At 42.3% G+C, this 14,981-nt stretch carries 12 protein-coding genes; 5 read left to right on the forward strand and 7 right to left on the reverse strand.

Features of this window, described 5'->3' with window-relative positions; all coding sequences use genetic code 11:
- Positions 1-15: 15 nt before the first annotated feature.
- On the forward strand, positions 16-369 hold the full coding sequence (locus ITG09_17285; GenBank protein ID UPR54708.1) for a hypothetical protein: 354 nt from the start codon (positions 16-18) through the stop codon (positions 367-369).
- Positions 370-557: 188 nt separating this feature from the next.
- On the opposite strand, the gene ITG09_17290 is transcribed toward ITG09_17285, so the two are convergent.
- The 3 genes from ITG09_17290 to ITG09_17300 all read right to left on the reverse strand — a co-directional run bounded on the left by ITG09_17290 (position 558) and on the right by ITG09_17300 (position 3,758).
- Positions 558-1,454 carry a sigma-70 family RNA polymerase sigma factor gene (locus ITG09_17290; GenBank protein UPR54709.1) on the reverse strand — a complete coding sequence of 299 codons (897 nt, stop codon included), beginning with the start codon at positions 1,452-1,454 and terminating at the stop codon, positions 558-560.
- A gap of 388 nt (positions 1,455-1,842) precedes the next feature.
- Positions 1,843-2,175, reverse strand: a complete 333-nt coding sequence (locus tag ITG09_17295; protein ID UPR54710.1) for an Hpt domain-containing protein — start codon at positions 2,173-2,175, stop codon at positions 1,843-1,845.
- Positions 2,169-3,758, reverse strand: a complete 1,590-nt coding sequence (locus tag ITG09_17300; protein ID UPR54711.1) for a response regulator — start codon at positions 3,756-3,758, stop codon at positions 2,169-2,171. The genes ITG09_17295 and ITG09_17300 overlap by 7 nt, the downstream gene beginning before the upstream one ends.
- Before the next feature lie 344 nt (positions 3,759-4,102).
- On the opposite strand from ITG09_17300, the gene ITG09_17305 reads away from it, so the two are divergent.
- From ITG09_17305 to ITG09_17315, 3 genes are all read left to right on the forward strand, one after another.
- The gene (locus ITG09_17305; GenBank protein ID UPR54712.1) at positions 4,103-5,716 is read left to right on the forward strand and encodes a methyl-accepting chemotaxis protein; all 1,614 of its coding nucleotides are present in this window, start codon (positions 4,103-4,105) and stop codon (positions 5,714-5,716) included.
- Positions 5,717-5,847: 131 nt separating this feature from the next.
- Positions 5,848-6,984: a hypothetical protein gene (locus ITG09_17310; protein UPR54713.1), complete on the forward strand. Its 1,137-nt coding sequence runs from the start codon at positions 5,848-5,850 to the stop codon at positions 6,982-6,984.
- A gap of 9 nt (positions 6,985-6,993) precedes the next feature.
- Entirely contained in the window at positions 6,994-7,404 is a 411-nt protein-coding gene (locus ITG09_17315) for a phosphate ABC transporter substrate-binding protein (GenBank protein UPR54714.1), read from the forward strand.
- 110 nt (positions 7,405-7,514) lie between these two features.
- Here the strand turns inward: ITG09_17315 and ITG09_17320 are convergent, their stop codons facing one another.
- Both ITG09_17320 and ITG09_17325 read right to left on the reverse strand, forming a co-directional pair.
- Positions 7,515-9,065 carry a DHA2 family efflux MFS transporter permease subunit gene (locus ITG09_17320; protein ID UPR54715.1) on the reverse strand — a complete coding sequence of 517 codons (1,551 nt, stop codon included), beginning with the start codon at positions 9,063-9,065 and terminating at the stop codon, positions 7,515-7,517.
- 3 nt (positions 9,066-9,068) lie between these two features.
- Positions 9,069-10,133 (reverse strand): HlyD family secretion protein, encoded by a 1,065-nt coding sequence (locus ITG09_17325; protein ID UPR54716.1) that lies wholly within the window; start codon positions 10,131-10,133, stop codon positions 9,069-9,071.
- Between the two features lie 128 nt (positions 10,134-10,261).
- On the opposite strand from ITG09_17325, the gene ITG09_17330 reads away from it, so the two are divergent.
- Positions 10,262-11,173: a LysR family transcriptional regulator gene (locus tag ITG09_17330; protein ID UPR54717.1), complete on the forward strand. Its 912-nt coding sequence runs from the start codon at positions 10,262-10,264 to the stop codon at positions 11,171-11,173.
- A 161-nt stretch (positions 11,174-11,334) separates the two neighbouring features.
- Here the strand turns inward: ITG09_17330 and ITG09_17335 are convergent, their stop codons facing one another.
- Together ITG09_17335 and ITG09_17340 are read right to left on the reverse strand one after the other, a co-directional pair.
- Entirely contained in the window at positions 11,335-12,192 is an 858-nt protein-coding gene (locus ITG09_17335) for a polysaccharide lyase family 7 protein (GenBank protein ID UPR54718.1), read from the reverse strand.
- A gap of 325 nt (positions 12,193-12,517) precedes the next feature.
- Positions 12,518-14,893: a glycoside hydrolase gene (locus tag ITG09_17340; protein ID UPR54719.1), complete on the reverse strand. Its 2,376-nt coding sequence runs from the start codon at positions 14,891-14,893 to the stop codon at positions 12,518-12,520.
- Positions 14,894-14,981 lie beyond the last annotated feature (88 nt).

The raw sequence follows: 14,981 nt of genomic DNA on the forward strand, positions 1-14,981 counted from the left end.
GAAAGGAGGGACGACATGTATCGTTATGTCAGTTCACCGCTAGCATCGAAGTACATCGTGCCACCACCTCAGCATCGAGAGTTGTCGAGTGTGGATGTTCCTGAGTCTGAATTAGAAATGCGAGAAATATTGAACAATTGGTTTGCTGATGGTTTAGCACCGATTATTGAAAGTGAAGATGACTACATCTCAGCGAGCGATCACGTTCGATTTGAAAAGCTCAGTCGCACCGTTGGGATGTTGTTGAGAAACAAAGATTATTATTTTGCGGCCAAACGGATTTTATCGGTGTGGGAACAAGATTGTCTTGAAACCTCTTATATTAATTACCTCATTTTACGCAGTGAGCGAGTCACTTCTCTAAGTTAATACTGTCGAATGGCCCGTTAATGGCTCAGCTTAGTGACTTAGCATCTCTGTGCTTACGAGCTTTTTCCAGGAAACTAGGCAAACAAAAAGGGCAAGCTTTGAGGCTCTCCCTTAAAGTTCTTTGTTTTACTTAACGTTGTTGTTTTGGTTTCGCGTTATTTTCACTTAATTCTAAAGAGGGTTGCGAATTACACCCAACCATCAAATTTGAGTCGTTTTTGAATTCTTTCGACCGCTTCTTTCTGCATTTGTCTAACTCGTTCATTAGAAACGTTCACATCCGACATTTGTCCAATCTCAGACAACGTTTTCACCTTGTTATCAAAGAAACCAAAACGGTGGATGAGTACCTTTTGTAACTTTGGAGGAAGGGTATTGATGATTTGTTCTAGAGCTAGGGTAAAGGATTGGTCTTCACAATATTGCTGAGGGTCGGGGATATACTCACTTTCGCATTGATCAAGCACCATAGGAGCTTGACTAGTTCCCACTGTTATCGTCACGTCAATAAATCCGCTTAATGCCACCAGTTGATCAACGCGTTCGGCCTTAACACCAGAACTGTCTGATAACTCAGAAATAGAAACTTCTTTATTCATTTTTTTGCTCACATCGAGCTTCTTTGAGGCGAGGCTGTTTATTTCTTTACACACGTGAGCTGGCAATCGAACGGTACGACCCGTGTTCATTAAAGCGGCTTCAATGTTTTCGCGGATCCACCATACAGCATAGGTTGAAAAACGATAGCCTGGTTCTGGATCGTATTTGTCGATGGCCTTAATTAAGCCAATGTTGCCTTCCTCGATCAGGTCGAGCAGGGTGAAATTATTGCCTTTACGTTTTAGGTATCTCTTTGCGATTTTTACAACAAGGCGTAGGTTTGATTCGATCATCACATCTCGCGCTTTTGTATCACCCGCGCGATTCAATTTTGCGTAATACACCTCATCTTCACGTGACAGCAGATCAATGCCTACAATATCCTTCAGATAATGAGCATAAGGTTCTGCACTGGTAGAAAATGATTCGTTAATGGGTGTTTCTTCCGTGAGCCCCTGAAACGCAGCAAAACTATTGTTGTTCATTTCCTTGTCCTTATCTAGCCGACTGAACGTTTTATTTTATTGTTATGCCACCAAGTGATTAAGGCTTGGTTTCATTAGAGTGTAGATAATAGTTTCTTCTTTACCAACAAATAAAATGAGATTCTGTATGTTCATATCACAAAAGTGTCTACAAATATTTAACCTTTTTGCATCTCATCAAGTGGGTTGTTTTTTTATTTAAAACATCAATATAGCGGGTTTGTAAAGCATGTGTTATGCATCGGTTTACCTAGATGAATGTTATGAATTTATAGACGTGAAGTGATGAAGGAAATGGCAAGAGTTGAGGTTCAATGTTTCTAAGTACCTCAACTCTTTCAGCTGTTTTTGCTATTCAGTATCGCCACGAAAGTCTTAATTCTATCGACTAATAAGTGCTAAGAACCTCATCGATTTGCTGGTTGATTATCTTCACTTCGCTGTAGATAACGGAAAGGTCATCATCTTGTGGCGCAAGCTTATTGAGTGTGTCTTGTTCTACTCTTTCTAACGCAATAGTTGCTGTCCCTTCACCAAAGCTGGCTAAGATGCCTTTCAAGGTGTGCACGGTAAAATGAAGCTTACCCCAATCTTGTTGTTGTACTAATTCTTCTATCTCTTCGAGTGAATTGCCATGGTCTTCTTGGTAAGTCGACAGCACAGCGTAAATCACTTCTCTGTCATTATCTAAGTAGGCATTTAAAGCATCAAAATCTAGCATATAGACTCCTGTCGGCTGCTTGTTGAGAATGGGCTAGGTGGCTTAGTGGAAAAACCATACCTTGATGAATCACTGATCCATTGGTTCCATCTTGGTGGAAGTTCTAGCTGTGTCAGTTCTTCTACGTATTCGTCACTAAGGTTTACCTCTATGTGAGCGTTATTGACGGCATATAGATAGTCAAGCTTAGCGGCGACTGAATAAGGGTAATTGTGAATGTAACCTTTTAATTCTTGGATCGACCCCGAATTTCCGATATTGATGCAAGTGGACGGGTCGGCTGTGTTTGACGCCAGTTGTTCTTGTACTGGCTCACCACGAGATTTGAGGCATTCCGCTACAAGATGGTACAACGAGTATTCGCCAAAGTGACTAAGCAAAGGCAACAGTTGAGCTAGCAGCGAAGTCGGTTGGTTGAAAAAATTATTCGATAATAGCTTAGTGGCTCGTATCACCTTCTTGTGAGCAACCAATGGGCTGTTTTCTATCAGCAATATACTGCTCTGGAATAGGGCAAGGCTGGCTAAAACTTGTTGTTGTAGCTTTGCTGGGAGCTTTAAATTCACCAACTCAGTGAATTGGTTAGCGTGCTCAAGCAACATGCGTTTGTTACTTGTTTGAGTTTCTCGTTGGTAAGTTGCTTTTAAAGAGTCGTAGTGCGTGCCTATCGAATTAATCACATCAATATCAGCAGACGAAATGTGGGTTGCGTACATTTCCCCAAGCTTAATCAACATGTGCGTATTGTCGACGTTCTCGGCCAAGTCGATCGCTCTGATTGCGCGATGGCTGATACTCGGTGTCATTTCAAATGCTCGGATCGCAAGCTTAAGCGCAGGCAGCAACATCTTATGTTTTTCATAGATGCAGCTTAGGCAATCAATCACGTTTAGTGACAACGGCTGAACAATCAAGTAACTGTGCAGCTTCTCGATCGCGAGATTCGGTTTACCTAAGCTGTCTAAAATTAATGCCTCTGCAACCAACTTGGTCGGGTGCATTTTTGTTTTTGAAGTCGTGAGGACATTTGAAAGCAAGTCCCACTTTTTACCCGCGATTAAGTGCTCGATCAGTGTCGCTTCGAATTGTACGTTCACTTGGTTATTAGGGAGCGCTAGCGCCTGTTTCAGCACTTCAGGTGTGTTAATCGGGTAGAGGCGGTTTAGCTGATCAATTTGCTGAGATTCGAACACTGCATTTTGGATTTTCTTACCCAACGACTGTGTATGAATCGGCTTAGAAATGAAATGATGCGCTTCGCCAGATAGGGCGGTTAGTACTGTTTCTTGGCGCATGTCACCGGAAAGTAGAATCGTCGCAACCGTATGATCGATAAGTCGATTTCGGTAAAGAATGCCCAACAACTCAAACCCTGTGAATGATTGCTCTAAGTGGTAATCAATGAGGAGAACATGAAACGAGTGCGTCTCGACCGCTTTTATGGCTTGTCGATAATCGGTTGCAATAAAGATGCAGTTACGCGAAATGCCAAGGCTCGCCAATTGTTGCTTGATAAGTATCGTTGCACTTTTAGAGTCGTCGACAATCAAAACCCGTAGGTCTGGTGGTAAGGTCAAATCCATTTTCCTCAATACCAAATGTTATTTTTAATTTAGGTGTCAGGTTGCACATTGTCAAGGTTGCGTACCATAAATTGGTTGAGGTTTAACTCTTTGTTGTTCATTAGATTTTTGGGAGTTAAAGATAAACCATTAGGCTAGGTTCTTGGCTTGTTGTAACACAGAGCGTGGAATAAGATTAATCGCATTTGAGGGAGTAGATTTGAAACATTTGCGATTTACCGTATTTATGTATTTAATCGAAATTATTTATTGTAATCATATTTAATCTGAATTGTGGGCGGCTGGCCTTAAAAGTATTCTTATAGATAAACGACGGTATATTATTCCGTTTATAAGGATGTTTCATGTTTTCGCTTTCTATAAAAAATAAAGTTCTGGCATTGTGCCTTTTCTCTTTTGCTGGTTTCAGTAGTATTTTATTTGTGGGCGAGGGGGCCTTAAGTAATAACAACGAACAAGTAAATCGAATCGATAAAGTTCTTTATCCAATCATGGATTCGTCGTCAATGAACAGAGTGTTAATCTCTCAATTGGCCGAACGATTTAATTTAGCCGTCACGTTAGGTGACGAAGAACTACTTCAAATGAATGCTGCTACCTACAAGGAAATAGTAGCTAACTTTCAGATGCAGGTAGAATTAGATCCATCAATCAAATATTCAATCATAGAACTTCAGAAAAATACCACGACATATTTTGAGTTAGCACATCGCATTGCTAAAGGCATGATCGATGGAGATCTCTCATTGACAGAGGTTGGTAAACTAGCCAAGCAAAATAGCGACATGCTTGAAGTGCTTACCCAAGATATAAACCACTTCTCGGAAGCTCGAATCTCAGATTTTGAAAACTCAGTCACGGTACTTGAGGAAAATAACCTTAGTTCAAACAAAATAATGACAGTGCTTGGCATCACGGCGTTGATTGCACTGTGTTTGTTTGGATGGTTCGTTGTGCATGCTATTCGTAAAGATTTGGCGAACATCAGTGACAAAATGAGAGACATTGCCGAAGGTGAGGGGGATTTAACGGTTCGCCTGGTACATGCAAAAAATGACGAACTAAAGCCTCTGGTTGATTCGTTCAACTCTTTCGTTTCTCATTTACAGCGTAATGTGTCAGAGACCATAGAAAACGTTGTCGAACTAGACTCTATATCGCGTTTTTTAGTTAGTACAAGCCAAAACACTCGCACATTGTCAAAGAATCAACATTTGGCAATTGAAGAAGTATCCCAATCATTACAACAGCTATTCATGGCGGCAAAAGACATTGCCGTGAATGCCAATGACGCATCTTTATCTGCCACCAGTGCAAGTGAACAAGCTTCGATGGGTGAGTCTCAAGTAAAAAGCACTATTCTCGCGGTACAAGAGCTGACTACCGATGTACGACAAGCTTCTCAAGTTGTAGGTCAGTTGGATACAAACACTCAAAGTGCAGGGTCAATATTGGATTCAATTAGTGCGATTGCCGAACAAACCAACTTGTTGGCTCTTAATGCGGCAATCGAGGCGGCTAGAGCTGGCGAGCAAGGTAGAGGATTTGCTGTGGTCGCTGACGAAGTTCGCACGTTGGCTTCAAGGACACAAAGCTCTACACAAGAGATTCAGTTAGTGCTTTCTCAGCTACAAGAGCAAGCGAAAATGGCGTCGAAAATCATCTCCGAAAGCGCAATTAAAGCTGAAAATTGTGTTGAACAATCGTTAGTTGCTGAAAAATCCCTTATACAGATCACTAATGATGTTATGGATATTAGCCAACGTAATGACAGCATTGCGTCTGCGACTGAAGAACAAGAACAAACGTCTTCTCGAATCGAAACTTTTGTCACTGATATACGTGATATGGCTGAAGGTACGACAGATAGCGTTCAACAAGTTGATTCTGTTGCTCAAGATATTCAAAAAATCACACGAAACCTAACTGAATTAACGGGTCATTTTAAGATTCGTTAACTTTCCTCAATTCTTCCCGCTGTTTTTTTAAGTCACGTTTTTCTTGATTTTAACCAAGAAAGACAGCGGGAGTTTGCCTCGAATTTGGGGCTACTAATTATAAAAATGAAAACATAACTGTGGAGTTCGTTATGAAAAAGACAGTAATTGCTGCTCTAGTAAGTGTTGCTTGTGGTGCTAATGCTGCAAGTATGGAAGATATTAATATCAGTGGTTTTGGTTCCGTAGGTATCGGCAAAGCGAACAATGATGTTAATTATGCGGGGTACACGAGTGAAAACCTTCAGTGGGAGCAAGAAACGCTTGCTGGCCTTCAGTTTGACTTCCAGGTGAATGAGAGAGCGAAATTCGTTACTCAGATCGTTGCGAACAGCCGCTATGATTATGAACCAAAGATCGAGATGGCCTATGCATCATACGACTTTGAAAGTTTTACAGCTCGCGCTGGTAAGTTGCGTTTGCCTCTGTTTTTCTATTCTGACTATACAGATCTAGGTTACGCATATCCTATGATTCGCCCGTCTCAAGAGCTATATGAAAACATCGTTCTAAAAAACTACACCGGTGTTGATTTATTGATCCCTGTGGAGTTAGAAAATTCAAGCTTACTGATTCAACCTGTTGTGGGTGTCGGCACGATCGATGAAGATGATTCGATGGTTGGTGAAGTTAAGCTCGATAAATTGATGGGTTTAAGTGCTAACTGGAACATCAACGATTTCACATTCCGTGGTTCTTACTTTGTTGCTGAATCAAATCCATCTTGTGATTTTAAGACATCTTCTGATCCTTACTGCCAAATGGCTGAGATGTTGGATAGCAAAGACGGCCAGTTTATTTCACTTGGTGCGCAATATGATAACGGTGATTTAATCGCAAACATCGAAGGTGCGGATGTACAGCTTGATGGTGAGTTTTATGATTACCAATCTATCTCAACATTGATTGGTTATAGAGTGAATGAGTTTACCCCGTACTTTACTGTTAACTGGGTCGAAACAACAGATAACGAAGAGCGTGTGAATCTACCTTCTTCATCTCTAAGAGAAGCAATGAACTACGAGAGATTGTCTTATGCAGTTGGTTCTCGCTGGGACTTTGCTAAGAACATGTCGCTTAAAGTCGATGTGACTTATGTTGATTACAAAGGTACCAGTGGTGGCTTCCAAGAGAATATAGAAACTACCGCAAATCCATTCGTCGCAACGGGCAATTTCTTTGAAGATGATTCAATCTTGTATTCAGCTAAATTAGACTTCGTATTCTAAGGTATCAGTATGAAAAAGTTACTAACGCTTATGGCGGCAACATTCATTTCGTTTAATGCTTCTGCAGGTATGGTTGTTATCGGCAATAGCGCAGGTGTTGATGCTTTATCGAGCGCGGATGTAAAAAAATTATTCATGGGTAAATCAAACCAACTGGGTAATGGTAGCAAAGCGCAAATCGTAGAGCTTGTTGATGGTGCTGCGGGTCGTATAGCTTTCCATGAAGTAGCAACGGGACGCTCTGAATCTCAACTGCAATCAGCGTGGGCTCGTTTGGTATTTACTGGAAAAGCAGAAGCCCCGGTTCAAGTTGCAGATTACAGCGCCGTTATTAATCACGTTTCTTCAAACGTCAATGCTATTGGTTATGTTGACGAATCTGCGTTGAGCGGTGATGTGAAAGTACTGTTTAAGTACTAACTGTTTTCTCTTAAGAAACGGCAACTCAAACAATAAAAGCCCGGTAACAGATTGGTTACCGGGCTTCATATTTTTGTATGGTTAAATCTAGAATGACATTGGTTTTAGGTTTAATCCCTCATAGTCAATATTAAGACTGCAGCTAGAGCCAAGAATGCCGTCATCATTAAGAACACATCGTTATAGGCCATGATAGCGGCGTCACGTTGCATTGTTCCTAACAGGCTCGCTTGTGCTTGTTGCATCGCTGTCGCGGCATCACTGCCTGATTGGATAAAGAACGCTTGCTGATCTTTGAGTGTTTGCCAACCTAACTGACTCACTGAAGGTAAAGACTCTTTGATATGGGCAAGATGCTCACGAGTTTTGTTATCAAGTAGCGTTGCAATAATCGCGATACTAAAAGCACCACCTAAGTTACGCATCACATTGGTTAAGGTTGATGCGTCTGGCGTGTCCATTTTGCTGATGTTCTTCATGGCAACCAAAGACAGCGGAACCATAATAAATGGGCTACCGATAGCACGCAGAATCATAGATAAAATCAGCTGTTGGCCACCAAAATCGATTGTCATGTGTGTATTTACGTAACAACTGAAGCCGAACATCGCGAAGCCAAAAGTCACCAAATACTTAGGCTTAATGATTTTCGTCAGCTTGGGCACAATTGGGAATATCAGAAGTTGTGGGAAACCCATCCACATTAACACCTCACCAATTTCCATTGCGTTATATTGTTGAATTTGAGTGAGATACATTGGCAACACATAGATAGAGCCGAGCAACGCCATCCCTAAAATCAAATAGGCAATACAAGACATAGCAAACTGCCCATCCCGCAATAGCCGCAAATTCACCAATGGCTTCTTGTGTTGTAACTCGTTTATCACAAAGTAAACTAAACTCACCGCAGACACGATACTCAAGCCAACGATAAAGCTTGAGCTAAACCACTCCTCACGGTTGCCTTCTTCTAACACGACTTCCAAGCAACCTAAACCTAGCGCCATGGTCGCAATACCGAACCAGTCTGCTTTTTTCAGCGTACCAAGATCGAGTTTTTCATCGTCTAAGCCATAGCGGATCATGGTGATCACGAGCAGAGCGGGCGGAATATTGATGTAAAAGATATAGTGCCACGAGAAGTTCTCGGTCAGCCAACCACCAAAGGTAGGGCCGATCGATGGAGCAAACGTCGCGGTAACACCAAACAGTGCCATGCCGACAGCGCGTTTGTTGACAGGCAATAACTGAATCACTAGCGAGAAAGCAAGCGGGATTAAAGCACCACCACTGAAGCCTTGCATCGCACGGAATACAATCATCGAGGTCATGTTCCAAGAGAACGAACACAACAAAGATGAAATGGTGAAAATGGCCGTCGTCCACGTGATATAACGTCGTTTACCGAGCGCTTTAGAAAGCCAACCACTAAGCGGGATAGCGATCATTTCTGCGACTAGGTAAGACGTAGAGATCCACGAGCTTTCATCTAAGGTGGCAGACAGCGCACCTTGAATGTCTTTGAGAGACGAGTTGGTGATCTGAATATCCAAGATCGCCATAAATGCGCCGATCAAGCCGCCAAATAGGGCAATCCAGTGGCGTCTTGAAACCTCTCCATCTTCATTAGTTTGGGTGACAACACCAGTGTTACTCATGATCTAGCCTCGTTTATCGATGGTCGCTACCACAGACAAACCAGGAAGCAGTCGACCTTTCAACTCTTGCTGATCTGGAATCGTAATTTTCACAGGGACACGTTGAACGATTTTAGTGAAATTACCTGTCGCGTTTTCTGGTGGCAAGAGCGCAAATTTGGCGCCAGTCGCAGGGGAGAAACTGTCTACCACGCCTTCAAGTGGTTGCCCCGGGAATGCATCCAGTTCCACTTCAACCGCCTGACCTTTGTGAATGCCGCTTAGCTGTGTTTCTTTAAAGTTGGCTTCAATCCACACTTGGTTGTTTGGCACTAAACTCATGAGCGGAGCTCCGGCTTGAATCAATAAGCCTTCACGCACACTGCGTTTACCAATTACGCCATCTGCTGGCGCGTAAACCTTGGTGTAATCGAGGTTAAGTTGGGCTTGATCTCTTTGGGCTTGAGCTTCTGTCACGGATGCATTGGCTTGCTCTTTCTCACTCGCAATTACAATTAACTGATCATTGGTCGCAACGAGATTAGCTTTTGCTTCTTCCAAATCGGCTTGGGTCACTTTTTGTTGTGCCACCATGCTGTCGACTTCATCTTGAGAGGCGTAATTGCGTTTTAATAGGCTACGAGAACGAACCACTTGTTGAGTCGCACGTTCGTATTCAGCTTGTGCAGAATCGACGCGGCTCTCTGCTTGATTAATCTTGCTACGTTGTAACGTCTGTTGTGCTACAAGGTTTTTCACGTCTGATTGAACGACAGATAAATGGGCATTGGCCTGAGCAAGAGCCGATTGGTAATCACGGTCATCAATTTGCACCAACAAATCACCAGCTTTTACCGATTGGTTGTCACTCACGTAAGACTTCACAATATAGCCTGAGACTTTAGGGCTAATGTTAGTAATGTCGCCTTGAAGGTAGGCATTATCGGTTGATTCAAAGTACTGACCATAACCGTACCAATATCCCGCGCCTGCTAAACCCAATGACAGCATGATCGCAGTGGCAATAAGCGGAGCTTTTTTACGTTTTTTTGTGCTTACTGATTGCGAAGCGTTGTTGTTCTCTGCCATTTCATTTTTCTCATTTTGTTTTCATTTAGATGTAACGAATTGTAAATGAATGTCATTAATTGATAAGATAGGAAAAAAAGGAAACACTGTTGCAATAATCTTACTAATAGTGAGCTTGGGGAGGTAGGATGGACTTAAATGCAGTTACGGTTTTTACACAAGTGGTTGATTGTGGCAGTTTTACGCATGCCGCTGAAGCGCTCAACATGACTAAGTCGACTGTAAGTCGAAAATTGGCAGAGCTAGAACAGCATTTAGGTGTGAGGTTGATCACTCGTTCGACACGAAGTTTAGTGTTAACTCCTGAGGGCGAGCGTTTTTACCAATCGAGCTTGCAGATGCATGAGATCATGAATCAAGCTGAACTTGAGGTTTCTGCTAATCAAGACTTGATCAGAGGCCCTCTCAATGTGGTACTTCCTGTCGAGCTTGGGCATCAAGTGTTAGCGCAATACATTCACAGTTTCTTGAAAGAACACCCAAATGTGACTTTGAATTTGGAATTGACCAATAGAGAAGTCGACATCATTGCAGAGGGTATTGATCTATACGCGCAAATTGGTGAGCTGGTGGATTCAAGCTTGGTTTCTCGATATCTCACAACATCCAAACGTGCGCTGGTAGCGAGCCCCGAATATTTAGAGCAATTTGGTGATATCAAAACTCCTGCAGATCTAAAACCACCATTTAGGCTGATTGAAGTCGTGAACAAAGCAGCACGCTTGCCTAAATGGCATTTGCAGTTGGAGGATGGAGAATCGATTTTGATAGAGTTGCCGTGTCAGTTGAGGGTAAACACGATTACAGCTTGCCTTACTGCTTGTGTTGATGGGTTAGGGATAGCCGTTTTACCGGAGTTCATCTGTCGAGACCACTTTCAGACAGGGAAGTTATTACGACTATTGCCTGAGTATGACATGCCTGAGGTGTCCGTGAGTTTGGTATATGCAGACAGGCAGTTGATGCCAAAGCGCAAGAAAGTTTTTATCGACTACCTATTAACCGCCTTTCAAAATAGAGTTAATGAAAGAACTGAATAAAGGCATATTATATTGGAAGCAACAAAAGTAATCGGCTGCTTAACTGCTGTTCGGGTCTACTCATTAACAATGCTCAACAGCACCCACAGAAAAACGAACTTTCTAACAAGTCCGTTGTTCTGTTTCTGATGACTCAATGTGGTTGTAAGCTAAATTTTAAATTAGCTCTTTTTCTCTGTGTACTCTAGCTTGTAGAAGTGAGCTTCACTTTGTCCATTTGTAAATTGGTTATATACGCCAGCTTTGAAGTAGCTTAATAGGTGGCGCCAGTAATCAATATCTTGCTCAACTTTACGTTCACCGTCTACGTCAACAATGAGTTTTTTATCACCAACGATTAGGTCAAATGCTGTTGGTTTGCCTTCTGGCGCTTTGCCTAAATCGAACTGAGAATATGCTACGTCTGATTTGCACATTTCCTTATCTTTGTTTTTCTTACCGAACGATCCTTTACAAATTACTGCGTTGTTCTTAACGATTGCCCAGAAATGCCCTTCAATACCATTATTGTCACGTTTCCATACAACGCGCAGCAAGGGGTGAGGGACATTGTGAGTACCGATGTTATCTAGGCCTTTGTTGTGAACCTGTAGAAAAGTAATCTCGTCTTGCTTAGAATCTGAGTTCTTCATCGACTCCTCAGGGTTTATAATCTCAACTTCCGAACTCAATGTGTATGTTTCATTTGCTAAGTCTGTGCGAAAATTTTCCTGAACGCGTAGCTCGTTACGCAGGTGGTCATTCTTCATCGTAAAGACTAGCGCTTCACTTTGTTTGTCGACATAGAAGTTGTTGTTTACTATGCCATCGTAGTTATTATCGAGCGCAAAATAGTCTTTGTTGCCTTTCTTTCCGTTAGGATCTGAAATTTGAAGTTCAGACACTGACAGAACATTTTGGTATTGAGAGTAATTAGAAGGTTCGCCTAAAGCTCCTTCTGGGTTCGAAAACTGAACATTAGCCGTTGCCGAAGAAGAAAAAGCAAGAAGTGCACAGCAAGCGAGTAGGGTCTTATTCATCAAATATATCTCTTTTGTATTATTATCAGTCAATAATGACATGAATATCACTTTTGTGGTTTATGTGAAAACAGATGTGTTTGAAATTGTGGTCGATACCCAATTTTCTTGCACAAAAAGAGAGAGAATTTGGTCTCGATTGGGATTGAAGCCTGGATGTCAAAAGGTGGATTTTTGCTTGTTATTACAAGCAGAAGAAGGACACTTTTTGATTTTACGTAACCTAGCTATCAAAACTAATCTCGGAAATACCAAGTTCGTTGATAGTGTTAACTGCTACTCCGTGATAGTGAATTCGAATAGGCTTTAAAACAACACGCTCATACTAATTAGGCTCCGAGTTCCACTCTAAGGCTTGTCCGTTGCTCAATATGGCTTTGATAGAGAGCGGCGCTACTTCAAGGCCTCTCTGGTGAAAGGCTTGATCTGAAAAGTTTGCTATGATCTTAGTCCCGTCACTGAATTCGGTTTGTTGAACATCTCCGTTTTTGTCTAACCAGAAGAAATCGACTAATTGTTCATCCCATAACTGCTCGTGCATCGGTTCAAAGCCATCTTGATAATGTTTTAGTGCTTTGATCCTCGGGCTTGAACTGGATAAAGCTTCATTTCTGGTCAAGTGAACCATCGGTGGCGTGTTGTACAGCATTGCGGTTAAGTCACGATCTGCTTGTACATTAGTGAACTTAAGGCTGTCTGAATGCCAGTGGTGCGTGTTAATTACTTCATCATGGAATACGGCTTGATATAGCGGAATTCGATATTGAGGCGAAAACAGTAGCGACTTGTATGGCTCTTTAACCTTTACAGGCTTGAAGAAGAAGTCCGGTTTATGATCAGGGTACCAACGGCCCAAGTAATAAGGCGAGTTTCGGTTCTCTTTCATATCTTTATCTGTCCAACCAAAACCAACCGTTTCTAAGCCGTGTGCAAACGCGATGCCTTTTGTTGTCAGACTATTGCCATCTTCAGAACCCAACACCAAATTTGGTTGCTCACTTAACCACTGCATTCGGTTATTGAAGGCAAAAAGCATGTCCGACTCACTGGTATTGTCGTTGTAATCTTCACGAGCCATTGCCGTCGCATCAACATCTAAGAATAAGCTGTTGAAGTTACCGAATCTCATAATGTCTTGGGCGCGCTGCTTTACGTATTCTAAATGGCAGTTCGGATTTAGATAGAATCCGTTATCTCGAAACCCTCTTTTTAGGCTGCCATCAGCCAATTCAATGGCACAACTTTTACGCATCGGTTCTGGTAATTGAGCGGTTAGCCAATTGTCGTTTAGCTTCGCAGGAATGGCTGTGTTGTAGGAATCGTAAGTACCGACCAGATATCCGGATTGTTTTGCCAGAGTAACAGCGTTAGGTTGATAGAATGCTGGCATCCAATTATCGAATCCGAGCCACAGTTTGTTTAAACCTGCCTTATTTAGATTAGCGACCATGTCTGAAGACAACGCTTGTCCCCAAGTGTCTGGCGAGTTTAGGTAAGGGGAAGCATGCTCTAGCAACCAGTTCTTCTTGTTCTGTGCTGCCTTGTATTGCGCTTTAATCGTGTTGTTTTCGAGTGTCGGCTTCCCAACAGGAAATAAGACCTGCAATGATTGGCTAATAGAGTCTAGCAGCACTTGTTTGTGGTACTGACTGAACCAATCTTTACCCTTGGAGAGTGACGACAGCTCTCTTTTCGCTTCCGCAGAAATGCTGAGTTTAGAGCCCTCTAAATACCATGTTTTCAATCCCCACCAGTCACTCACATCTTGGATGCTTAATGGGTCTTTGCCAAATAGGTAAACGTGACTGGCGCCGATCAGCTTATTCACCTCTGGATTACGCTTTTGTTTAGCAACCAGTGTCTCAGAAAGGTCATTTTCGATGCGCCAATCGCGGTAGCGTTTCGCTCCATCTAACCACGAGTATCCAAGGGTGATACGAACAATAAAAGGCTGTGATTGGTTGAGCATCGTAAATTGGTGTGATGCCTTCATGTCAATTTTGGTCTTTGGATTAGATGTGCTATCAGAGGATGCATCTGAAAAAAGCAGTTGATTGTTGGTCGCATTAACCATCTGATAGCTAATGAAATGATTGTTTTGCTGCACCGTCCAAAAAGGCATCTTTAAGTCTTGAGTGGTGTTGCCCCCAGAATAATTAGCGACGAGATAGCTTGCCCAAAGCTTGTTATTTGTAGGTACGCGCATGCCTTCACTAAACGGAAGAAATAGCGTCTGAGTTTGTTGTTCTGCAAGATCAAACCACGCTAACTCAATGGGTTCGTTTCGCTTCACCTGTATATTCGAAGGCAAGCTGAACTGAAAAGTGAGCTGGTCTTGATTAAGCTCGGCCTCAATGTTTATCCCGCTGGGTACTAAGGTCCAAGTGGCGATTTTTACTGAGTCAGCTTTATCGGAAAAGCCAATGACCAGATTAGTCGCTTTCTGTGGTTTGTTATCAACGGTGAGAGCACCGCTGTTAACGCTTAAGTTATTCCAATCTATCTCTAGAGTATTCGATGATATAGAGACGGTATTGCTGGTAGTGGCGTTAGCGTTGTCGCGAATACTGCTGCCGCTAACGCTGCTATTACTGGTTAGCGTTATTTGGCTCGCTTGTGAGTTGGATGAAAACAGACAAGAGGTTGTTAAAGCCACAATGGCACAAGTAGAAAGATTGAGTGGGTGACGTACGCTGAGCATATTTAGATTCCGTAAAGGATAAGTACGGTTATTACACCCATGTAACGCTAGTGTTTTGTCACCTATATGTCTCTATTTTCTGTTTGGC

This window comes from Vibrio cyclitrophicus (genome assembly GCA_023206055.1).
Taxonomy (GTDB): Bacteria; Pseudomonadota; Gammaproteobacteria; order Enterobacterales; family Vibrionaceae; genus Vibrio; species Vibrio cyclitrophicus_A.